Source organism: Streptomyces sp. E-08, from assembly GCF_049913095.1.
In the GTDB taxonomy this organism is placed as follows: Bacteria; Actinomycetota; Actinomycetes; order Streptomycetales; family Streptomycetaceae; genus Streptomyces.
In genome coordinates this window covers 454,221-475,308 of sequence record NZ_CP183971.1, presented here as the reverse complement: position 1 = coordinate 475,308, position 21,088 = coordinate 454,221, and the positions used below count along the sequence as shown (strand labels likewise).

General features: G+C 72.2%; 20 protein-coding genes. 10 read left to right on the top strand and 10 right to left on the bottom strand.

Annotated features, from left to right (window positions below; translation table 11 throughout):
* Nucleotides 1-2: 2 nt before the first annotated feature.
* The gene (locus ACN9MM_RS02380) at nucleotides 3-1,331 is read right to left on the bottom strand and encodes a D-arabinono-1,4-lactone oxidase (protein WP_426362066.1); all 1,329 of its coding nucleotides are present in this window, start codon (nucleotides 1,329-1,331) and stop codon (nucleotides 3-5) included.
* Nucleotides 1,332-1,583: 252 nt separating this feature from the next.
* Between ACN9MM_RS02380 and ACN9MM_RS02375 the strand changes: the two genes are divergently transcribed.
* The 6 genes from ACN9MM_RS02375 to ACN9MM_RS02350 all read left to right on the top strand — a co-directional run bounded on the left by ACN9MM_RS02375 (nucleotide 1,584) and on the right by ACN9MM_RS02350 (nucleotide 6,683).
* Nucleotides 1,584-2,780, top strand: a complete 1,197-nt coding sequence (locus tag ACN9MM_RS02375; RefSeq protein ID WP_426362065.1) for an amino acid deaminase/aldolase — start codon at nucleotides 1,584-1,586, stop codon at nucleotides 2,778-2,780.
* A 94-nt stretch (nucleotides 2,781-2,874) separates the two neighbouring features.
* A complete protein-coding gene (locus ACN9MM_RS02370; protein WP_426362064.1) occupies nucleotides 2,875-3,522 on the top strand; it encodes a TetR/AcrR family transcriptional regulator in 648 nt (215 codons plus the stop codon).
* Nucleotides 3,523-3,807: 285 nt separating this feature from the next.
* Nucleotides 3,808-4,107 carry a DUF6342 family protein gene (locus ACN9MM_RS02365; protein WP_426362063.1) on the top strand — a complete coding sequence of 100 codons (300 nt, stop codon included), beginning with the start codon at nucleotides 3,808-3,810 and terminating at the stop codon, nucleotides 4,105-4,107.
* A 289-nt stretch (nucleotides 4,108-4,396) separates the two neighbouring features.
* Nucleotides 4,397-5,491 carry a chemotaxis protein gene (locus ACN9MM_RS02360; protein ID WP_426362062.1) on the top strand — a complete coding sequence of 365 codons (1,095 nt, stop codon included), beginning with the start codon at nucleotides 4,397-4,399 and terminating at the stop codon, nucleotides 5,489-5,491.
* Nucleotides 5,492-5,520: 29 nt separating this feature from the next.
* Nucleotides 5,521-6,162, top strand: a complete 642-nt coding sequence (locus ACN9MM_RS02355) for an FxLYD domain-containing protein (RefSeq protein ID WP_426362061.1) — start codon at nucleotides 5,521-5,523, stop codon at nucleotides 6,160-6,162.
* A gap of 14 nt (nucleotides 6,163-6,176) precedes the next feature.
* Nucleotides 6,177-6,683 (top strand): DUF1269 domain-containing protein, encoded by a 507-nt coding sequence (locus tag ACN9MM_RS02350; RefSeq protein WP_426362060.1) that lies wholly within the window; start codon nucleotides 6,177-6,179, stop codon nucleotides 6,681-6,683.
* Nucleotides 6,684-6,804: 121 nt separating this feature from the next.
* On the opposite strand, the gene ACN9MM_RS02345 is transcribed toward ACN9MM_RS02350, so the two are convergent.
* Both ACN9MM_RS02345 and ACN9MM_RS02340 read right to left on the bottom strand, forming a co-directional pair.
* On the bottom strand, nucleotides 6,805-8,070 hold the full coding sequence (locus ACN9MM_RS02345) for an arginine deiminase (protein ID WP_426362059.1): 1,266 nt from the start codon (nucleotides 8,068-8,070) through the stop codon (nucleotides 6,805-6,807).
* A gap of 43 nt (nucleotides 8,071-8,113) precedes the next feature.
* Nucleotides 8,114-9,577 carry a basic amino acid/polyamine antiporter gene (locus ACN9MM_RS02340; protein ID WP_426362058.1) on the bottom strand — a complete coding sequence of 488 codons (1,464 nt, stop codon included), beginning with the start codon at nucleotides 9,575-9,577 and terminating at the stop codon, nucleotides 8,114-8,116.
* 142 nt (nucleotides 9,578-9,719) lie between these two features.
* Here ACN9MM_RS02340 and ACN9MM_RS02335 point away from each other — a divergent pair, with 142 nt between their 5' ends.
* The gene (locus tag ACN9MM_RS02335) at nucleotides 9,720-9,974 is read left to right on the top strand and encodes a DUF6332 family protein (protein WP_426362057.1); all 255 of its coding nucleotides are present in this window, start codon (nucleotides 9,720-9,722) and stop codon (nucleotides 9,972-9,974) included.
* 91 nt (nucleotides 9,975-10,065) lie between these two features.
* Here the strand turns inward: ACN9MM_RS02335 and ACN9MM_RS02330 are convergent, their stop codons facing one another.
* The 4 genes from ACN9MM_RS02330 to ACN9MM_RS02315 form a co-directional block, all read right to left on the bottom strand.
* Nucleotides 10,066-10,932, bottom strand: coding sequence for a D-alanyl-D-alanine carboxypeptidase family protein (locus tag ACN9MM_RS02330; RefSeq protein WP_426368640.1), 867 nt, complete (start codon nucleotides 10,930-10,932; stop codon nucleotides 10,066-10,068).
* Between the two features lie 183 nt (nucleotides 10,933-11,115).
* Nucleotides 11,116-11,982, bottom strand: coding sequence for a hypothetical protein (locus ACN9MM_RS02325; protein ID WP_426362056.1), 867 nt, complete (start codon nucleotides 11,980-11,982; stop codon nucleotides 11,116-11,118).
* Nucleotides 11,979-13,817 carry a GMC family oxidoreductase gene (locus ACN9MM_RS02320; RefSeq protein ID WP_426362055.1) on the bottom strand — a complete coding sequence of 613 codons (1,839 nt, stop codon included), beginning with the start codon at nucleotides 13,815-13,817 and terminating at the stop codon, nucleotides 11,979-11,981. Before ACN9MM_RS02320 ends, ACN9MM_RS02325 begins: the two co-directional genes overlap by 4 nt.
* Nucleotides 13,814-14,206 (bottom strand): hypothetical protein, encoded by a 393-nt coding sequence (locus ACN9MM_RS02315; RefSeq protein WP_426362054.1) that lies wholly within the window; start codon nucleotides 14,204-14,206, stop codon nucleotides 13,814-13,816. The genes ACN9MM_RS02320 and ACN9MM_RS02315 overlap by 4 nt, the downstream gene beginning before the upstream one ends.
* A gap of 292 nt (nucleotides 14,207-14,498) precedes the next feature.
* Here ACN9MM_RS02315 and ACN9MM_RS02310 point away from each other — a divergent pair, with 292 nt between their 5' ends.
* The gene (locus tag ACN9MM_RS02310; protein WP_426362053.1) at nucleotides 14,499-15,746 is read left to right on the top strand and encodes a tetratricopeptide repeat protein; all 1,248 of its coding nucleotides are present in this window, start codon (nucleotides 14,499-14,501) and stop codon (nucleotides 15,744-15,746) included.
* A 116-nt stretch (nucleotides 15,747-15,862) separates the two neighbouring features.
* Nucleotides 15,863-16,873 carry a polyprenyl synthetase family protein gene (locus ACN9MM_RS02305; RefSeq protein WP_426368639.1) on the top strand — a complete coding sequence of 337 codons (1,011 nt, stop codon included), beginning with the start codon at nucleotides 15,863-15,865 and terminating at the stop codon, nucleotides 16,871-16,873.
* A 37-nt stretch (nucleotides 16,874-16,910) separates the two neighbouring features.
* Here the strand turns inward: ACN9MM_RS02305 and ACN9MM_RS02300 are convergent, their stop codons facing one another.
* From ACN9MM_RS02300 to ACN9MM_RS02290, 3 genes are all read right to left on the bottom strand, one after another.
* Nucleotides 16,911-17,780 (bottom strand): DUF4436 domain-containing protein, encoded by an 870-nt coding sequence (locus ACN9MM_RS02300; RefSeq protein WP_426362052.1) that lies wholly within the window; start codon nucleotides 17,778-17,780, stop codon nucleotides 16,911-16,913.
* Nucleotides 17,781-17,805: 25 nt separating this feature from the next.
* Nucleotides 17,806-18,834 carry an agmatine deiminase family protein gene (locus tag ACN9MM_RS02295; protein WP_426362051.1) on the bottom strand — a complete coding sequence of 343 codons (1,029 nt, stop codon included), beginning with the start codon at nucleotides 18,832-18,834 and terminating at the stop codon, nucleotides 17,806-17,808.
* A gap of 265 nt (nucleotides 18,835-19,099) precedes the next feature.
* Entirely contained in the window at nucleotides 19,100-19,711 is a 612-nt protein-coding gene (locus tag ACN9MM_RS02290) for a TetR/AcrR family transcriptional regulator (protein WP_383672203.1), read from the bottom strand.
* A 113-nt stretch (nucleotides 19,712-19,824) separates the two neighbouring features.
* Here ACN9MM_RS02290 and ACN9MM_RS02285 point away from each other — a divergent pair, with 113 nt between their 5' ends.
* Nucleotides 19,825-21,003 (top strand): agmatine deiminase family protein, encoded by a 1,179-nt coding sequence (locus tag ACN9MM_RS02285; protein ID WP_426362050.1) that lies wholly within the window; start codon nucleotides 19,825-19,827, stop codon nucleotides 21,001-21,003.
* Nucleotides 21,004-21,088: the final 85 nt, after the last annotated feature.

Sequence of the window (21,088 nt, the reverse complement as noted above, 5' to 3'; positions counted from 1 at the left end):
CCTCAGGGAGTGACGGGCTTCGCCTCGGGGGCCACGCCGAGGACCCGGTCGAGGTAGGCGTTGGCGAAGACGCCGGAGGGGTCGAGGGTGTCGCGCAGGGCGGTGAAGTCGTCGAAGCGTGCGTAGCGCGGGCGCAGCTCCTCGGCGTCGAGGCCGTGCATCTTGCCCCAGTGCGGGCGTCCGCCGTACGAGCCGAGGATGGACTCGCACGCCCGGAAGTACGTGTCATGGGGCATGCGGTGGTACTGGTGGAAGGCGATGTAGCAGCTCTCGCGGTCGTACGCGGTGGAGAGCCAGATGTCGTCGGGCGCGGCGAAACGGACCTCCAGCGGGAACGACACCTTCGCGTCGTGCGTGTCGATCCAGCGCCCGATCTCGCGGAGCGCGTCCACGGCGTGCTCCTGCGGGACGGCGAACTCACCCTCGTGGAACCGTACGTCGCGGGGCGAGGCGAAGATCCGGTACGACAGGTCCGACCACTCGCGGGTGGACATCGCCCGGGCCGCGAAGCGCGTGATCGGCGGCACGAGCCCGGGGAAGCGGGTGCCGATCCGGTTGAGGCCCTCGAAACCGAGGCCGCTGACGGTCTCGTCGAGGCGGCGCGCGAAGGCGCCGATGGGCTTCAGCGGGGTGTCGGCCGGCGTCCGGCGGAAGCGGCGGGTGAGGGTCGTCGTGCTGTGGGGGAACCAGAAGAACTCGAAGTGGTCGTTGGTGTCGGCGAGTTCATGGATGCGGTCGAGGGTCTCCGTGACGGGCATGGCGGCGTCGCGGGCGTGCAGGGCGAACAGCGGCACGCACTGCAGGGTCACCGCGGTGATGACGCCGAGCGCGCCGAGACCGACGCGGGCGGCGGCGAAGAGCTCCGGCCGCACGTCGGGGGAGCAGGAGGTCACCGACCCGTCGGCGAGGACGAGTTCGAGTACCCGGATCTGCGTGGCGATGCCTCCGAAGCGGGTTCCCGAGCCGTGGGTGCCGGTCGAGACGGCGCCGGAGACGGTCTGGCGGTCGATGTCGCCGAGGATCTCCATGGCCAGGCCGTGTTCGGCGAGCAGCGGGTTCAGCCGCCACAGCGGCATGCCCGCGTCGACCGTGACGAGCCCGGTCTCGCGATCCACCGACCGCAGCCCCGACAGGCGGTCCAGGCGCAGCTGGACACCCGGGGCGACGGCGACCGGGCTGAAGGAGTGGCCGGCACCGATCGCCTTCACCCGGTGCCCGTCCGCGGCCGCGGTCCGCACGGCGTCGGCCACCTCGGCGGTGTCCGCCGGATGCAGAACGCGCACGGGGCGCGCCTGCTCGTTTCCCGCCCAGTTGCGCCACGAGCTGGTCATGACCGGAGTCCTCTCGGGTGGATCGACGGCGGCCGCGGCCCCGGTAGGCGGGCCGCGGTTCCCGGGCAGAGTGGACTTGGTCAGCCGTCCAAGTCAAGAGTCGGGGACGCTTGACTTGGACGAGTGACCAAGAGACCGTTGCGGGGCCGAGCAGGTCTGGAGAGAGGCCACAGGGTCATGACACAGCAGCCGTTTGCCGCAGGTACGACGACACCCGCTCCGCACCGGCCGGGAGGTGCGGCCGCACCCGCGGTGTTCCCCGGTCCCGCCGGGGTCCCGGGCCTCCAGGAAGCGACGGCCGGCCTCCAGCCGCCGTTCGCCGTCGTCGACCTCGGCGCGCTCCGGGCCAACGCCACGCAGATGACCCGGCGCGCCGGCGGCAAGCCGATCCGGCTCGCCAGCAAGTCGCTGCGCTGCCGCGCGCTCATCGGCGACACCCTCCGGCTCCCCGGGTTCAGCGGCATCCTCGCCTTCACCCTGCCCGAGGCCCTCTGGCTCGCCGAGGAGCACCACGACGTCCTCGTCGGCTATCCCTCCGCCGACACGGACGCCCTCGCACGGCTGGGAGCGGACGAGCGGCTCGCCGCCCGCGTCACCGTCATGATCGACTCGATCGAGCACCTCGACCTCGTGACCGCCGCCCTCGGCCCGGCCGGTGCCCCGGTCCGCGTCTGCCTCGATCTCGACGCCTCCCTGCGCCTCGTCGGCGGCCGCCTCCACCTCGGCATGCGCCGCTCGCCCCTGCATACGCCCCGCCAGGCCCGGGACCTGGCCCTGGCCGTCACCGCCCACCCGCGCCTCCGGCTCGTCGGCGTCATGTCGTACGAGGGCCAGATCGCCGGCATGGGCGACAACCAGCCCGGTCCGCGGGCCGCCCGCGCCGCGGTCCGGCTCATGCAGCGGCTCTCCACCCGCGAACTGCGCGAACGGCGCGCCGCCGCCGTCCGCGCCGTACGGTCCGTGACGCCCCTGGAGTTCGTCAACGGCGGCGGCACCGGCAGCCTGGAGAACACCTCCGCCGAACCGGCCGTCACCGAACTCGGCGCAGGATCCGGCCTCTACGCCCCGGCGCTCTTCGACCACTACCGCGGCTTCCGCCCGCACCCCGCCGCGTACTTCGTCCTTTCCGTCGTGCGCCGCCCCGGTCCGCGCCACGCCACCGTCCTCGGCGGCGGCTGGATCGCGTCCGGCGCTCCGGGAACCGACCGGCTCCCCGTGCCGGTGTGGCCGGCCGGCCTGCGGTTCCTCGCGCAGGAGGGTGCGGGCGAAGTGCAGACCCCTCTCACCGGCGACGGAGTGGCCGGCCTGCGGACGGGCGACCGGGTGTGGTTCCGCCACGCCAAGGCGGGCGAGCTGTGCGAGCGGGTCAACGAGCTCCACCTCGTGGACGGCGACCGGATCGTCGACGTCGTCCCGACCTACCGGGGCGAGGGCCGGGCCTTCCTGTGACCGCCCGTCCGGGAGACCTCCCTGCTCACCGGTCGGCGCCGGCGCTGGGATACGTTGATCCGGTTCACCGCCCCACCCCCGCCAGGGAGACGCCATGACCCGCCGCTCAGCCGACGAGCGCCGCGAGCAGCTGGTCGAGGCGGCCATCCGCGTCATGATCCGCGACGGGGTGGCCAGGACCACGACGCGCGCCGTCGTCAGCGAGGCGGGACTCCCCCTGGGAGCCTTCCACTACTGCTTCCGCTCCAAGGAGGAACTCCTGCACAGCGTGATCGAACGCATCACGCTGAGGAGCGTCGCCCCCGCCACCGCGACGCGGGCGGGCGAGGCGGAGGCCTCGACGCGCGACATCATCTTCCGCACCCTGCACGCCTACTGGGACCAGGTCCGCGAGCGGCCCGCCGAGCACATGGTCACCTACGAGCTCACCCAGTACGCGCTGCGCCAGCCCGGCCTGGCCGACGTGGCCCGCCGTCAGTACCAGCACTACCTCAAGGTCTACAGCGACCACCTCGAAGCCATCGCCCGCCTCGCGGGCTTCGGCTGGACCGTCCCGCTCCCGGCCCTGGCGCGCTACGGCCTGAGCGTCATGGACGGACTCACCCTGAACTGGCTGATCGACCGGGACGACGACCAGGCCCGAGCGGCCCTGGACGAGTACGCCGAACACCTCACCACCGTGGCCGCGCCGGGGACGCGCGGAGCCGGCGGCGTCGGCGCCCGGGAAGGCGCACCGGCCTGAGGGCCTGTCTTTCGGATCGTGCCGGGCCCGCAGGGCATCGCACGCGCGCTCGCCGCGTGGTGGTCGGGTGACCCCCGTGCCGGGTATGTCGCGACGCTTTTCGGACGTTCAGGCGACATCTGCACCTTGGTGTCATTTCGCGACGAAGCTGAGCGAAATCCGGTCATAGGCATGCGACGTCGTGTCGCCATGTGAACGAACTGCGTAGGTTCTGGGATCTGTTCGGGACGTTCTGTGACGCCCCGGGCCGCAGGGTTCTTCCACCCGAACCGGAGGGGACATCGCATGGCTGACATCGATCTCGGAGTGGCGTCGGACTGGGACGAGGGAGACACGCACGGCCGCGTCAAGCTGCGGCAGAACCAGGTCTACCCGGGCTCGCCGAAGAAGGACGTGCTCATCAGCTCCCCGGTGAGCATCGAGCTGTCCGTGAACACGAACCACTCCTCCTCCCAGGAGGCGGACAAGATCTACTTCACGACCCACCACGGCTCCACCAAGAAGATCATCGCGGTGCTCGACTCGGACGGGAACCTGCACATCGCCGGCCGCCTGATCACCGAGCAGAAGGACCTCGGGTACTAGGACGCCTGCGGGGTACGGCCGACACGCGCGGCCGTACCCCGGACGGAGCAACGGCCGTCCCCCTCGGACCGCCGCGCCGATCAGGTGCAGACCGGCGGGGTGGAGGGGCACGGCCGTCCGTCGACTCGCGGGCAGGGGCGTTCCGGACCAGGATGGCGAATCGTGGATCAGAACACGGCGCGCGGCGGCACGGTACCGAGGACCTTCCTCGGCGGTGGCGCCGGGCATCGGCCGACGGGTACCCCGTAGCGCCCCGCCGTCCCCCGCGAAACCTGCGAAAGGTGCACCCATGTACCCCGCGCTCAGTACCGACGCGCTCGCCAAGCTGCGCCAGCCCCGGCCGTACCCCGCCGTGTCGCTCGTCATGCCGACGCACCGCCGCGAGCCGGACGACGCGCAGGACCCCGTGCGCCTGCGCAACCTCCTGGCCCGGGCCGAGAAGGACCTCCAGGACGACCCCGCCGTGACGCGGGAGCGGCGTGCGGACGTGCTGAGCCAGCTGGAGCGGGCGGTCGCCGAGGTCGACCTGGTCCACGCGGAGGACGGCCTCGTGATCTACGTGGCGCCGGGCGAGCACCATGTGTGGACGGTGGCCAGGACCGTACCCGAACGGGTGGTCGTCGCCGACACGTTCCTCACGCGCAACCTCGTCGCCGCGCGCTCCGCCGAACGGCCCTACTGGGTCCTGACCGTGGCGGCGGACCGGGTCTCCCTGTGGAACGGTTCACCCGAGCGGGCCGCCGAGCACACCGGCGACGGCTTCCCGCTGACGCGGAGCCTGGCCGACCGGGACGCGGAGCGCAAGGAACGCGTCGGGGACCTGCCGAGCACCTTCCGGGACGAGGACACGCGCACCTTCTTCCGGGAGGCGCACCAGGCCCTCCGGACCGTCCTCGCCTCCGAGTCCCGCCCGCTGTACGTGATCGGCGAGCCGCCCGCGGTCTCCCTCCTCGAAGAGACGGGATCCCTGCCGCAGGGCACGGCCACCCTCCACCAGGGCGGTCTGGGACACGGGCCCGAGGAGGCCGTACGGAAGGCCGTGGCGCCCCTGCTCGCCGCCCACGAGGACGCCGTGTCGACCACCGTCCTGGCCGAACTGGACGCGGCCCGGGGCCGGCGCGAGTACGCGGGCGGTCTCGACGAGGTGCACGAGGCGGCGAAGGCGGGCCGGATCCGGCTGCTCGCCGTCGAGGAGCACTACCGCGCCGTCGTCCGCGACTACGGCGACCACCTCGAACCCGCGGAGGCGTCCGACCTGGACTCCCGCGACGACATCGTGGACGAGATCGTCGAACAGGCCCTGGAGACGGGCGCCGAGGTGCGGTTCGTCCGCGACGACACCCTGACCGAGGCGAACCGCATCGCCGCCGTACTGCGCTACTGACGACGACCGCACGCCCGGGAGGAAGCACCGTGAGCAACCCATCCCCCCGCGGGAGCCGCCCGGTCCGCACCCGGGCGGCGAGTGCCGCCCTGGCGGTCGTCGCGACCGCCCTCGGCGCCGTCGCCCTCGTGTCCTGCGGGTCCGACGGGGACGACACCGGACAACCCGCGTTCAGCGAGCGTCCCACCGCGCCCGACACCGCGTCGTTCTCCGGCGAGCACCCTTCCTCCGTCGCCTCGGCGGCGGAGTCGCGGATCGCGTCCGCGCAGGCCTCGGCATCCTCCGCGGCGGCCTCGGCCTCGGCTCGGGAGGCCGAGCGCAAGGCCTCGATCGGAGCCGAGATCGAACGCTCCCGGCAGGCCGCGGAGAACGCCCTGAAGGACGTCGAGGGCAGAGGGAACGCCCTGGGCGAGGTCGGTATGACCGGCAAGCCGAGGGCCGACACGAACGGCCTGCTCACCGTCGTCGTCACCATCACCAACAAGACGGACGCGACGGCCTCCTACGCCGCGCAGGTCGACTTCCTCGACTCCTCGGGCAAGGTCGTCGAGACCCAGTTCGTCGGCGCCGAGGACCTCGCGCCCGGTGAACGGAAGCAACCCCTGGTCATCAGCCGACAGCCTGCCGAGCCGGTGCTGACCCCGAGGCTCACCAAGGCGCAGAGGTACTGAGAGAGGATCACCGCATGTCCGAGCTCATCGTCATCGGCTACGACGACCACGCGGTCGCGACCAAGGCTTTCAGAGCTGTCCAGAAACTCCGCGCCGACCACGTCGTCGAGCTGAACGGCCTCGCCGTCGTCAGGGTCGACGAGGACGGCGACACCCATGTGGACACCCCCGCCCGGCAGGAGGAGATCGCCGTCTCCGCCACGGCCGGCGCGCTCTGGGGGATGGTCTTCGGCATCCTGATCCTCACCCCGGGCATCGGCGTCCTGGGCGCGGCCCTCGGCGGTCTCATCGGCAAGCTGATGCAGATGGGGGTCGACAGCGGGTTCCGCAAGAAGGTCAGCGACCTGCTGGTGCCCGGCTCGGCCGCCGTCGTGATCATGGCCTCCAAGATCACCGAGGATCGGTTCGCCGCCGCCCTGGAGCCCTTCGGCGGGACCGTCCTCAAGACCTCCCTGTCGGACGAGAGCGAGCGGGAGCTCGCCGAGCAGCTCGCCGGACCCACCCCCGGGACCTCGGGCTGATCCCGACCGCACCGCCGACCGGGGGCCGCCGAAGGCCACGGTCCACCGCAGCCCACGGGCCGCCGGCTTCCAGAGAGGAGCCGGCGGCCAGTGGGCGTCCGGAGGAACGGACGCGGCGGCCTCAGAAGTCGACGGCGTCGCGGATCAGCGGGCAGGTCATGCAGTGGCCGCCCCCGCGTCCGCGGCCGAGTTCGGCGCCCACGATGGTGATGACCTCCACTCCCGCCTTGCGGAGCAGGGTGTTGGTCTGGGTGTTGCGGTCGTACGTGAAGACGACACCGGGTTCGAGCGCGACGGCGTTGTTGCCGCTGTCCCACTGCTGGCGCTCGGAGGCGTAGACGTCCCCGCCCGTCTCGATCACCCGGAGCCCGGACAGACCGAGGCCCTTGGCGACGACGTCGACGAACGCGGTGCTGCCCTCGTCGGTGATCTGGACGCCCGTCGCCCCGTCGCCCGGCCGGAGCGAGAAGGTGTGGACGGCGTCCATGATGGTCGGATAGAGCGTGACGATGTCGCGGTCGGCGAAGGTGAACACGGTGTCGAGATGCATCGCCGCGCGCAGCTTCGGCATCCCCGCCACGATGACGTGCTCGGCAGCGCCGTTCCTGAAGAGGGAGGCGGCGACCTGGGTGATGGCCTGGCGCGAGGTGCGCTCGCTCATGCCCATGAGGACGACCCCGTTGCCGACCGGCATGATGTCGCCGCCCTCGAAGGTGGCCTGGCCCCAGTCCTGCTCGGGGTCGCCCCACCAGACGGTCGCGTCCTTGAAGCCGGGGTGGAACGTGTAGACGGCCTTCATCAGCAGGGTCTCGCCGTGACGGGCCGGCCAGTACAGCGGGTTGAGGGTGACGCCGCCGTACAGCCAGCAGGTGGTGTCGCGGGTGTAGAGCGTGTTCGGCAGCGGCGGCATGAGGTACTCGCGCGCCCCGACGCCTTCCCGGGCGAGGGACACGTACCCGGAGCGGTACGCGTCGGGCAGGTCGGCCGTGGACAGCCCGCCGATGAGGAACTCGGCCAGCTCCCGCGGGGCGAGGGAGTCGAGGAACGCACGGGTGTCGTCGACCAGTCCCAGACCGACCTCGTTGGGCACGATCTTCCGGTCGAGGAGCCAGGTTTTCGCCTCGGGGATCGCCATGGTCTCGGCGAGCAGCTCGTGCAGCTCGACGACCTCGACACCGCGCTGGGTGAGTTTGTCGACGAAGTCGGCGTGATCGCGCTGGGCGTTCTCCACCCACATCACGTCGTCGAAGAGCAGATCGTCGGAGTTGGTCGGGGTCAGCCGCCGGTGTGCCAGGCCGGGAGCGCAGACCAGGACCCTGCGCAGCCGTCCCACCTCGGAGTGCACGCCGAGCGGGGACGCGGAGGAGCGGGTCTCGGTGTCTGTCATGGTCAACCTTTCCGAGGGAAGCCGGACACGTGTCCCGACGGGTTCAGAGCTCGATCCAGCCGGCGGCGAGGGCGATCACGCCGATGACGGCCCCGACGACGGAGACCGCGCAGATGACGGCCTCGGCCGGGGAGAACGGGCGCCGGTTCTGCTCCCGCCTGGCCTTGACGAACAGGAAGGTGGCGGGGGCGTAGAGGATGAAGGAGACGAGGACGAACTTGAGCCCGGCCGCGAAGAGGAGGAACGCGGTGTAGAGGGTGGCGACCACGGCGACGGTCAGCTCGCCCCGGGTGGAGAGCCCGACGACCTGCTCCGTCCGCGGTCGCAGCGCGATCTTCATGGCGAACGCGGCGGCCAGGAAGAAGGGGATGAGGCTCAGGGCGCTCGTCAGGTCGAGTGCGAAGTTGAACGCGTCGTCGGAGAAGGCCGTGACGACCAGGACGACCTGGCTGAGGCACGTCGTCATCAGCAGGGCCGGGACCGGGACGTCGTCGCCGCTGGAGCGCCCGAGGAAGCGCGGCATGTCCTTGTCCTTGGCCGCCACGAACAGCACCTCGGCGGCCATCAGCGTCCAGGCGAGGTAGGCGCCGAGGACGGAGACGATGAGCCCGACGCTCACGAAGGCCTTGCCCCAGGTGCCGACGGCGGCCTCCAGCACGCCCGCCATGGAGGGCTGCCGGAGCTCGGCGATCTCGGCCATCGGCAGGATGCCGTACGACACGATGGTCACCGAGGCGAAGATCGCGAAGACGCTGAGGAAGCCGAGGATCGTGGCCCGTCCGACGTCCTCCCGGCGCTTGGCGTGCCGCGAGTACACGCTCGCGCCCTCGACGCCGAGGAAGACGAACACGGTGGCGAGCATCGTGCCGCGGACCTGGTGGAACAGCGAGCCCGCGTAGTCGGCGCCGGCGAAGTTGTCGGCGAAGACGGAGGGGTCGAGGTAGAAGAGCGCCAGGATGATGAAGACGATGATGGGGACGATCTTGGCGACGGTCACGATCCGGTTGATCGCGGCGGCCTCCTTGACTCCCCGGCGGATGAGGAGGAAGAAGCACCAGAGCCCGACGGAGGACAGGACGATGGCGAGGGCGGTGTCGCCGTCGCCGAGCGCTGGGGCGATGGCGCCGATCGTCGACATGATCAGGACCCAGTAGGTGACGTTTCCGACGCAGGCGCTGGCCCAGTAGCCGAACGCCGAGAAGAAGCCGAGGTACTCGCCGAAGCCGGCCTTGGCGTACGCGTAGACACCGGCGTCCAGGTCGGGGCGGCGGACCGCGAGGGTCTGGAAGACGAAGGCGAGCATCAGCATGCCGACGCCGGCGACCGCCCAGGCGATCAGCGCGCCCGCGACACCGGTCTCCTGGGCGAACCGGCGCGGCAGGGAGAAGACGCCCGCCCCGACCATGGAGCCGACGACCATGGTGGTGAGCGTCAGCAGCGTCAGCTTGGCCGTGGGAGGGGACCCGTCGGAGGAGGTCTCGGCCCGCCCGTACTCGTCGGTCTCCACCGATGCCCCCGCTCACTCTGATGTATCGACCCGCCTGCTGACACGGGAATCTAACGCCACGTAGGGGATTTTGTCCTGATTTGCACGCGCCTTCGTTCGGGCGGGCCGCCCCAATGGCCGAGTGCCGTGTGAGACTCTCCGCATGGACATGGGGCGAGAATCGCGGTGGGAGAAGGACGCGATGACGGTGGAGATCATGTTCGCGCTGGTGACGGCGGGCTTCCTGGCCGCGATCGTCTTCGGTGCGTTCCTGGTGCCCGCACTCGCCGTCGGTACGTCCGGGCCCGCCGGCAGGAGCCTGCTCGTCGTCGGGGCCGTCCTGGCCGCCGGCGCCGCCGTATGGCGCGTGGTGCGCGTACTGCGCCGGTTCGACGGGCGTCGGCACCAGGGGCGTTGACGCGCGGCAGGGTGAAGAAGAGAGCTGCCTCCCGCGGAACGGGAGGCAGCTCGGGGGCTGACCGGCGCCGTCGGGCGCCGAGAGTCGTGGGTTACCTTGCGAAGCCGTAGTCCAGCAGCTTCTTGACGTCGGTCGCCCTGTTCGCCTCGGACGGCGAGGCGAGCACCGTACCGATGACCGTCTTGCTGCCGCGGGTGGCCGCGAAGACGAGGCAGTACTTGGCCTGCGGGCCCGAGCCGGTCTTCACGCCGATCGCGCCGCTGTAGGTGCTCAGGAGCTTGTTCGTGTTGGTCCACGACATGTACCGGTAGCCACCGGTCTTCGTGGTCACCTTCTGCTTCGTCGACTTCGTCTTGACGACGGTACGGAACGTGGCGTTCTTCATCGCGCTGCTGGCGATCTTCGTCAGGTCGCGCGGAGTCGAGTAGTTCTGGCCACTCCCTATTCCGTCGAACGAGTCGAAGTGGGTGTTCCGCAGACCGAGCTTCCGCGCCTCGTCGTTCATCTTGCCGATGAACGACTTGACCCGGGCCGCACGCGTGGTGCCCGTGCCGAACTTGTCGGCCAGCGCGTAGGCGGCGTCACACCCCGACGGCAGCATCAGGCCGTAGAGGAGCTGACGGACGGTCACCTTGTCGCCGACGATGAGCCGGGCCGACGAGGCGTTCTTGGAGACGATGTAGTCGCTGTAGGCCTTCTGGATCGTGACCTTGGCGTCGAGGTTCAGGTTGCGCTGGGACAGCACCACCTTCGCGGTCATGATCTTCGTGGTGGAGCCGGTCGACCGGCGGGTGTCCGCGGCCTTCCCGAACAGCGTCGTACCCGTCCCGTTGTTCATGACGAAGCCGCCGGGGGCGGTGATCGACGGGACGGCCGGCGCGGCGTACGCCTGGCCGGCGAACAGGCCGCCGGCCAGCACGGCCGAGGCCGTCAGCGAAACGGTCACGGCGCTGCGCAGGCCGAGTTTCGGAGTCAGCAAAGTGTTCTGCCCTTGGTTGGAATCGATGTCGTCCGGGTCCGGACACGGACCCGGTGCATAGAAGACGCGCGACAGGGCTCCAGGGATGCACGGTGAAGGGGGTGATCTTTTTCGCGTTCAGGTGACGCGCGACACAGTCAGGGCCAGGAGGCCGGCCGAGCGTCAGGAACGCGGGCCGACCGTCGGATAGTACGGGCGGTGGTGGGCGGCCACCGGCGGCGACTGGTAGGTCCAGGCGCCGGTGGCCGGCGTGCCGTCCGGGAGTAGGGAGCGGACGTCGCGGCCGAGCTCGCCGTCCGGGGCGCGCACCTCCAGGCAGGTGCGCCCGGAGTGCTCGGGCGCGGTCAGGTCGTACCAGCCGTAGGGCTGGTACACGTTCATCGGGCCGGCGAGCAGGCGCCCCTCGCGGTCGGTGCCGTAGCCGGTGACGGGCGCGGAGCAGGCGGGGACGGCCGGGAGCCCGTCCAGCCTCACCGTGAGGTCGAGCAGCGGGTCCGGGGCCTTCTCCAGGGTGTCGTCGGGGGCGACCCCGGCGGCCTTGCAGCGTACGGTCCACGTCTCTCCCGCGGGCCCGTTGAGCGACGGCAGGCCGACCTCGAACCACCCCGGGTGCTTGGGCTCCGCGTAGAGCTCGCGCCCGGCCCTGATCGCGAACGGGTTGTCGCACACGACGTGGAGGCGGGCGATGCCGAGCAGTTTCGTCTGGTCCCAGCCCCGCGCGTACTCGGCGTAGGTCAGCCGCGGGAGGCGGTGCGCGTCCGCCGTCGGGAAGGCGATGACGTTGAGCTCGATCTCCTGCGTGACGCCGCCGCCGAACGCGTACTGCGCGAAGTACAGCTGGTAGTTGAGGGAGACCAGCGCTCGTCCGTCGTCGAACGTGGCCGCGGTCAGATCCGGGTGGTACTTGTCGAGGAGCCGGTGAACGGGCTCCGGGTCGACCAGCCAGTCCACACCGACCTGGTGCAGCGCCCCGTAGTGGAACGGGAGCTGGAAGGGCTCTGCCACGGGCGGCAGGGGAACGGGGCTCATGCGGGGGCTCCTGGGTCGGTGGGGGCGAGGTGGGCGGGGCGGTCGCGGGCCGTCAGGTCCGCCTCGACGCGCTCGGCGCTGCGCAGCGCCAGCGCGGCCATCGTCAGTGTCGGGTTGGACGTGGCGACCGAGGGCATGCTGCCGCAGCCGACCGCGTACAGGCCGGGGTGGTCCCAGCAGCGCTGCCAGGCGTCGACGACCGACGTGGCGGGGGAGTCGCCCATGATGTGGGTGCCGGCGGCATGACCGGCCCCGCGATAGCCGTACGCGCGCCCGCGGTGCTCGAAGCGTCCGGGCCAGGCCGCCGCCGGCGCGTAGTCCGTGTGGTCCTCGGCCCCGAGCAGCGCGAAGAGCTGGTCCGAGACGGACCGGGCCGCGGCCATCCCCTCCTTGACGTGCTCGTCGAGGTCGTAGGTGACGAGCGGCAGGGGCAGCCCCAGAGCGTCCCGCTCGCTCGGGTGGAGCGAGACCCGGTTCGCGGGGTCGGCACCCTGCTCCATCTCGAACTGGAGGGCGAACTGGCGGCGGATCCGGTCTCCGACCGCCCGGCGCAACTCCACACCGGACAGGCCCCGTTCGGTGAGGAAGTGGTCCACGTCCGACTCGACGGGACCCTGCGCCCAGATCCACCCCCAGGTCCCGAACTCGACGCGGAACGGTGCCCGCATCTTCCGTGCCGGGCCGGACCGGAAGCCCTCGAAGCCGGAGACGGAGCCGGGCCCCCGGTACACGCCGGCGTCCTGGCCCTCGGGCAGCAGCCCCCAGGTCAGCAGGACGGGATGGTCCATCAGATTGCGGCCGACCTGGCCGCTGCGATCGGCGAGCCCGGACAGGAGCAGCAGCCGCGCGTTCTCCACCGCGTGCGCGGCGAGCACCACGACATCGGCGCGCGCCACGGACACCGCGCCGTCGTACGACCGGTACTCCACGCCCGTCGCGCGCCCCCGCCCGTCCACGAGGACCCGGCTCACCACGGACCGGTCCCGGAGCGTGACCGAACCGCCCCACCAGCCCTGGGTCTTGAGCGGGGTGTACTTCGCGTACGAAGGGCAGTGCGGGATGCAGCTCGCGCTGCCCACGCACCGGCTGTCCGGGTCCGGCCGTCCGTCCCGCCCGCGGGGAACGTAGCCGCGACCGCCGTCGTACCGGGGATCGGGGACGCCGTTGCGCGCGTGCGGCGTGCCGATCACCCTCAGCTCCACCTCGCGCAGGGCGACGGGATCCTCCACCCGCCGCCCGTCGAGACGCGCCGCGAGGAAGCGGTCCAGGCGTGCGGCGGGCAGGGGCCGCATCGGGTACGCGTAACCGTCGGGGAAGCGCAGACCGAGGTGCGCGCGCTGCTCTTCGGCGTCGGCGGCCACACCCAGGTGCTCCTCGGCCGACCGGTAGTGGGGCTCCAGGTCGTCGTAGGTGAGCGGCCACCGCCGCCCGTATCCGAAGGGCTCGGTGTCGAAGTCCTCCGGCAGCATCCGGGGCGCGAGACCGGTCCAGACGGTGCCGGTGCCGCCGTTGGCGCGGACGTACCCGCTGGCGTACGGGAGCGGCCCGTCCTGGCGCAGATGGCCCGCCGCCCGGAAGCCGGGCGTCCCGTCCGTGCCCGCGAGGTCCGCCATCCCGGGCGACGCGGCGGCCGGGTGGGGCCGGTCGGGGGAGCCCGGCAGTCTGCCGGCGGCCGTCAGGTACGCGGTGAGAGGGTCGGCGGCCTCGTCCCGGCCGCCCCGGGCCGTCGCGCCCGCCTCCAGGACGAGCACGCGTCGGCCCTGCCGTCCCAGCCGGTGCGCGACGAGCGAGCCGGCGACTCCCGCACCCACGACGATCACGTCGTACCGCGTCATCGCCCGCTCCCCTCCGCCCAGCTCCCGTACCCTCCGGGCGCGGCGGCGGGAGCCGTGACACCGGCCGCCTTCCACACGAGCCCCTCCGCGTACGCGCGCGGGGACACCAGCCTCGGCGGCGGACCCGGCCAACTCCCGGTGTACCAGAGGTACGTGACGGCACGGGCCCCCGCGCTCAGCTCGCCGCCGGGGGCGTCCTCGGCCGCCCCCGGCGCGAGCGGGTCCCCGAACTCGCGCAGCAGCAGCTCGTACCGTTGCGCACCGAGCTCCTCCGCGGCCACGTCCCGGTACACCTCGACGAGCCCGGTGGCCGCCAGGTCCGCCGCGTCGAAACCGGTCAGCCGCACCGACAGGGCGGCGAATCGCTGTGTGTCGTCTGTGAGAGCCACGCGGGCATCGGTGCCCCGCCGCCCGCCGGGGCATGCTCCGCGCCCCCGGATCGGCTTGATCACGACGACGCGTGCTCCCACGGGCGGCTGGAGTCGCTCGCCGAGACGTTCACTGTACGAGCGGGCGTTCGCATCCGTCTCGGTGAGGACCCTTCGGCGGCCGCGTAGCACTTGAGGAGGACACGGAGCCCCCACGCAGACGGACATTGCGGCCGAGGCGGAACCCGCGCGCGTGCTCGACGTCTTGATCCCCGCGTCGGCTTGATCGTCGAGTCGACATGAGGAGGTTCTGATGGCAGGTCAGGTGAGCGAGCGGACGGCGAGGGCGTCCGCGCCGGAGTACCAGGGCACCCTGGGGTCGATGTCGGTGAACTCCTCCCTGCCCGACGTACTCGCCCGGGGAAGGGAAGGGCTCAGGGAGGCCGAGCGCTCGGGGGACCTGCGGGAGGTCGCGCGCTGCGCACTCGCCGTGGCGGAGGCGTGCCGCAGGCTCGGCCGGATCGCGGAGGCCGACCGGGCCTGGAAGACGAGCCATCGGGCGGCGCGCGAGGCCGGCCACGAAGGGGCGATGGCGTGGGCGCTGTGGAGCGGCGGCACGCTGGCCCGGCAGCGCGGCGAACTGAGGCTGGCGTACCGGTTGCTGAAGCTCGCGGCCGACGCGGGCGAGCGGGGCGGGGACGTCGTCGCGCGGGGCTACTCGCTGGCGGGCCTCGCCGAGACGGGGCGCATCCAGGGCGACTACGAGGCCGTCGGCAGGCTGCACGAACAGCTGCTGACCGAGGCCCGCCGCCGCGGCGAGGCCCGGCACACGGTGTGGGCGCTGGAGGGCATAGCCCAGATGCACCGCAACACCGGCCGCTACGACGAGGCCCTGACCCTGTTCGAGGAGGCGGCGGAGACCGCGTCGCGCGCCGAGGACCGGCGCGGCTGGGCGTGGGCCCTGCGGGGCATCGCCGACGTCGTGTCCGTACGGGACGGGGACGTGGAGCGCGCACTGACGCTGCTCTCGCAGGCGGAGGACGCCTGCCGGGCGATCGGTCTTTCGAGCGCGCTCGCCTACAACCACAAGATGCGCGGCAACGTGCTGTACCGCGCCGGGCGGTACGAGGAGGCGCGTGAGCTCTACGCGCGGGCCCTGGAGGAGTTCCGCGAGATGGACGAGCCGCGCGGGACGGCGCTGTCGAGGCTGGGCCTGGTGAAGTCCGAGGCCCGACTGGGCCGCGACGCCGCGCACACGGCCGCGGACCTTGCCGCCCTGCGCTCGACGCTCGACCGCATCGGGTTGCGCCACGCCCGGGACATGGTGGACAAGGCCGCGGCCGAACTGCAGGTCGGACAGCTGCCCGACCACGCCGGAGGCCGCGGAAGGGAGCCGGCCGACCCCGTACTGCCGGCGGGGGGCGCGGAGGCCCTGCGTGCGGCGGACGTGGAGGCGTTGCGTGCGGCGGACGTGGAGGCGCTGCGTGCGGCGGACGTGGAGGCGCCGCGCGCGCCCCACGCCGACGGGCTTCGGGCCGTCGCGGGGGAGGGGTCGCGGTGAGTGCCGTCCTCCCCACGCACACCTCGCCGGTCCGCCCGCCCGTCGCCTCGCCCGGGGGCACGGCCCCCGCCGCGCCGCGTACCCCTCCCGGTCACGCGGCACCGGCGGCCGGTGTCCTGGAGCGCTGCCGCGTACTCGTCCGGCCCGCCCTGGTCGAGGCGGTGGGCCGGCTCCACCCCTGGACCGGGGAGATGGCCGCGTACGCGCTGGGCTGGACCGATGCGTCGGGGCGCCCGGACCCCGCCGGATCCGAGGGCAAGGGAGTGCGCCAGGCACTCGCCGTGCTCGGCGCGGAATCCGTCGGTGCCGACGGAGCCGACGCCGTCCCGGGAGCCGTGGCCGTCGAACTCGTGCACACCTTCTCCCTGCTCCACGACGACATCATGGACGCCGACGCCCTGCGCCGGCAGCGACCCGCCGTCTGGAAGGCGTACGGCACGGGCCCGGCCGTCCTGGCCGGCGACGCTCTCCTCGCCCAGGCCGTGGGGACCCTGGCCGAGGCCGGGGGCGGCCACGCCGCCGCCGCGGTCCGGTGCCTCTCCGCGACCCTGAACACGCTGGTGTCGGGCCAGGCGGAGGACCTGCGCTTCGAGCACCGTCCCTGGTCGGGACCCGGCGCGGTCGCGCCGGAGGAGTACCGGTCGATGGCCGCCCACAAGACCGGAGCCCTGCTGGGCTGCGCGATCGCGCTCGGCGCGGTCCTCGGCGGCGCCCCGGAGGCGACCGTGGGCGCGCTCGATCGCGCCGGACGCCACCTCGGCCTCGCCTTCCAGGCCGTCGACGACGTCCTGGGCATCTGGGGCGACCCGGCGGTGACCGGCAAGCCCGTCCACGCCGACCTGCGCCGGGGCAAGAAGACGTACCCGGTCCTCGCCGCACTGGCCGGCGGAGGCAGGGCCGCGCGGGAACTGGAGGCGCTGCTCGGCTCCGCCCTGCCGATCGACGGTGAGGCCGCCGCACTCGCGGCGATGCTGGTGGAGGAGGCCGGCGGGCGGACCGCGACCCGTGAGGAGGCGCTCCGCCAACGGGACCTCGCCCACCGCGCGCTGCGCGAGACACCGCTGACGCGCGCCGCCGCCCGGGAACTGGACGCGCTGTTCACGCACGTGCTCGACCGCACCTGGTGAGCCGCGCCGCACGACCGGCCCCGCCGCGGAACGGCGGCTAGTCGGTGCCCGACGACGCGCGCTCGGCCCTGAAGCCCGTCACGACCACGGTGACGAGGCAGAAGGCGATGACGGTCTCGGCCCAGAGGAAGGCGAGGTAGTCCATGAGGCTGCCGATCGGCGGCGAACCCGGGGCCGCGTTGCGGAAGGCGGCGAGCGCGAAGAGCGTGGCGGCCATCCAGCCGAGGGCCGGCCAGGTCAGTCCCTTGCGGCGGGTGACGAGGAACCAGGTGCCGGTGAGCACCGAGACGGCGAGGGCCCACATGGCGGTCATCATGAAGACGGCGAAGACGAGCACGCTGCGGGAGCGCGCCAGACCGACGTCGAAGACCGCCGTCCCCATGTCGTCCGAGGCGTCCACGTCCGCGGCGAAGAGGGCGTCGCTGTTGGACAGCGTCATCCGGACGGGAACCTTCTCGCCGCCCTGGGTGGCGCTGAACTCGACGGCGGCGTCGTACGCGTCGAAGGGATAGTCCGTGATGGAGCCGCCCGTCAGAGTGACGGGCAGGTCCATCGTCGCGATGCGGCTGTGCGCCTTGAACGACAGGTCGCCCCGGGTTGAGGTGGGCGTCTGGAGCGTGAGGTCCTCGGTGGGCGAGACCCCGCCGGCCTCGGCCAGCTCCCCGCGGGGGGTGACCAGGACGCGCAGGATCAGCTCCCGGCCGGCGGCGTCGACGCGTTGGACCGAGGCGTCGACGTCCACCCGGTCGGGCGCCGAAGTCCCCGTGGTGTAGACGGTGTCCAGGGCCTGGCGTTCGCCGAACTGGAGCCACGTCCCGAGGACGATGGCCGCCAGGATCGCGAGGCCGGCCAGTACGGCGGGGAGGACTCTGCCCCGGCTGGGTGTGCGGCGTCGGGGGTCGGGCACGGAGGCTCCTGGGTTCGTGGTGCGGTCAGTCGACCGGCCGGCCGGGCTGGTCGTGGGTGGCGCAGTGGATACCGCCGCCTCCGGTGGCGAGGGTGTCGATCCTCACCTGGACGATGTCGCGCCGGGGGAAGAGCTCCTGAAGGATTCCCCGCGCCCGGTCGTCGGCCCTGCGGTCGCCGAACCGGGGAACGAACACGGCGTCGTTGCCGATGTAGAAGTTCGCGTAGGTCGACAGGAAGTCGTCGTCGTAGCCCCGGATCCGGTCGGGATCGGGCTGCGGGAGGTCGATGACCTCGAAGGCGCGCCCGCGTGCGTCGGTCGTCCCGCTCAGTACGGACAGGGCCTCGTCCGAGGAATGCGACCAGGAATCGGCGGGCATCCCGGGGAAGGCCCGGTCCAGGAGGATCACCCCGGGAGCGGCGAACCGCACGAGGCTGTCGACGTGCGCGTCGGTGATGTCCTCACCGCGTACGCCCCGCAGCCAGATCACCTTCTCCACGCCCAGGAGGGCCTTGAGCTCGGTCTCGATCCGGTCGCGGCTGCGGCCCGGGTTGCGGTTGTCGTTGACGATCGAGCTCTCGGTGACGAGGAGGGTGCCCTCGCCGTCGGTCTCGAAGGAGCCTCCCTCGGCGACGAGCGGGGCCTGGATCCACGGTGTCCCGTACGCCGGGAGGAGACTCCGCCCGACCAGGGCGTCGTTGTCGTGCACCTGTTTGGCGCCCCAGCCGTTGAAGTTGAAGTCGACCCCGAGGACGCGCCCGTCCTCCTCGACGAAGACGGGAACGGTGTCGCGGGCCCACAGATCGTCGACCGCCAGGGGGATGACCTCGACCTCGGAGCCGCACGCCCGCTGCGCCGCCGCGAGCTGGTCGGGCCGGGCCATCATCACGACGTACTCGTACTCCGCGACGGTCCGGGCGAGACTCGCGATGTCCTTCCGTACGGAGCGGAGGTCCTCCTCCCAGACGGACTCCAGCGCGGGCCACGACATGAAGGTGCGGGCGTGGCTCTCCCACTCGGCGCCCAGGCGGCGGGAGGGACGGGGGAGGGACATCGGGGTCTCCGATCGTGTGGGGGCACCGCGCGGGACTCACAGGGTGCATGCGCGACCGGCTGAACCGACGGCACCGCCTGGGTGAGCCCGCAGGGCGTGTCACCACTCTGACATTGACTGAAAATCCAGTCAAGCTTGGCGGGAAGTGGGCGCCTTTCGTGGTTCCCCCGTGGTGCTTCCGGCTCGCAGCGGTTCGTGCCCGAAGTACTTCCGGCCCGCGGTGGTTCGCGCCCGCGGTGGTTCCCGCCCTCAGTGGTTCCCGTCCTCAGTGGTTCAGTCGCTCGACCTCGACGGAGATCGCCTCCCGGACCAGCTCGCGGGCGTGGGCCAGGGGGAGCGCGCCGCTGAGCCAGCGGGTGCTGAGTCCTTCCAGGAGGCCGGTGAGCCGCTCCGCCGACGCCGTGAGCGTCGGGGCGGGCGCCATCGGCCGGACGCCGCTCAGCAGGTCCGCGACATCGTGGATCCAGGCGAGGGTGGCCCTGGCCAGATCTCCGCGCAGCTCGGGTTCGAAGATCGCGCTGGCACGCAACTCGCCCCAGGCCGTGCTGTTCTCGCGCACCTCGGGGACGTCCTGGAACTCCAGGAGCAGCGTTCTCTCCAGCTCCGTCCGGGCGTCGGAGGGTCCGTCGGCGCCGTCTCCGTCGGAGGTGTACCGGTCGGCCCGGTCGCTGATGAACTCCAGGGTGTGGCGCAGGATGCCGGCGCGGTCCTTGAAGTGGTAGTACAGCAGTGCGGTCGACACCCCGGCCTCGGTCGCGAGCTCTTCCATGCGCAGCCCGCGGACCCCTCGCCGCGCGATGACGCGCGCGGCGGCTTCCAGGATGGCGTTTCGGCGGTCCGTCGCCACGTGGTCCCCCTCGTGTGTGGTCTGAACCATCAGTGTCACATATTGACTGAAAATTTAGTTATGAACTCTGATCATTGACTGAATTTTCAGTCTGCGGCATCATGCCTGGAACACCCGCCTCCCTCCCTTCAGGCAGGAGTCCCATGGACGCCCCCACGGACACCCCCACGACGTCCCGACGCCGACTGCTCAAGATCGGCGCGGCGGCCCTGCCGCTCGCGGTCCTCGGGTCGGCACTGCCCACCGTCGCCCGTGCCGCCACCAGCCCCTCAGGCGCCACGCTGCGGATGCCCGCGGAGACCGACCACCACGTCCGGACCTTCATGGCCTGGCCCGCGCTGTCCTCCATCTGGCGCACGCAGCTCGACGGCGTCCGACGGGACATCGCACGCGTGGCCGACGCGATCTCCCGCTACGAGCCGGTCGTGGTGCTCGCCCGCCCCGGACAGGCCGCGGACGCCCGCTACGCCTGCGGAGCCGGCGCCGCCTACGGGATCGACGTCGTCGAGATGGCCAACGACGACCTCTGGATCCGGGACTTCGGCCCCACCTTCGTGGTCGCCCCGGGCGCCGTCGCGGGCGTCGACACCAACTTCAACGGCTGGGGCAAGACCGGCACCACGTACGCACAGCCCTACGCGAACGACGCCGCCGCGGCCGCCACCCTCCTCGAACAGTACGGCGTCCCCCGGGCGCGGGCCGGATTCGTCGGCGAGGGCGGTTCGCTGGAGACCGACGGTCAGGGCACCGTGCTCGCCACGGTCAGCTCGCTCGTCAACGACAACCGCAACCCGGGCATGAGCCAGGGCCAGGTCGAGCAGGCCATGAAGGAGGCGCTCGGCATCGACAAGGTGATCTGGGTGCCGGGCCTCGCCGGCCAGGACATCACCGACTGCCACATCGACTGTCTGGCCCGCTTCGTCGGACCGGGCCAGATCATCCTGGACCAGCCGGGGCCCCGCACCGACAGCAAGTGGGTCGCCGTCTACAACGAGACCAAGCAGATCCTGCAGGGCGCGACCGACGCGCAGGGCCGCCGCCTGAACATCACCGAGCTCCCCGGCCCCGACCGCGAGCGCATCCGCGGCAAGGACATGGGCAGCGCCTTCCTGTCCAGCTACACCAACTACTACACGACGAACGGGGCCGTCCTCGTGCCCCAGTTCGGCCACGCCGACGCGGACGCCGCGGCCTACGCGATCCTCCAGGCCGCCTACCCCGGCCGGACCGTCGTCCAGCTGAACATCGACAACATCGCGAGCGGCGGTGGCGGCATCCACTGCGCCACGCAGTCGCAGCCGGCCGTCCCCCCGGTCCTCTGACCGGCCGACACCGAACGACGCGCCGGTCGCCGCCCCTCGGCGCCGGCCGGCCCTGCTGGGAGAGTGGTATGCGGCGCCGGACGTT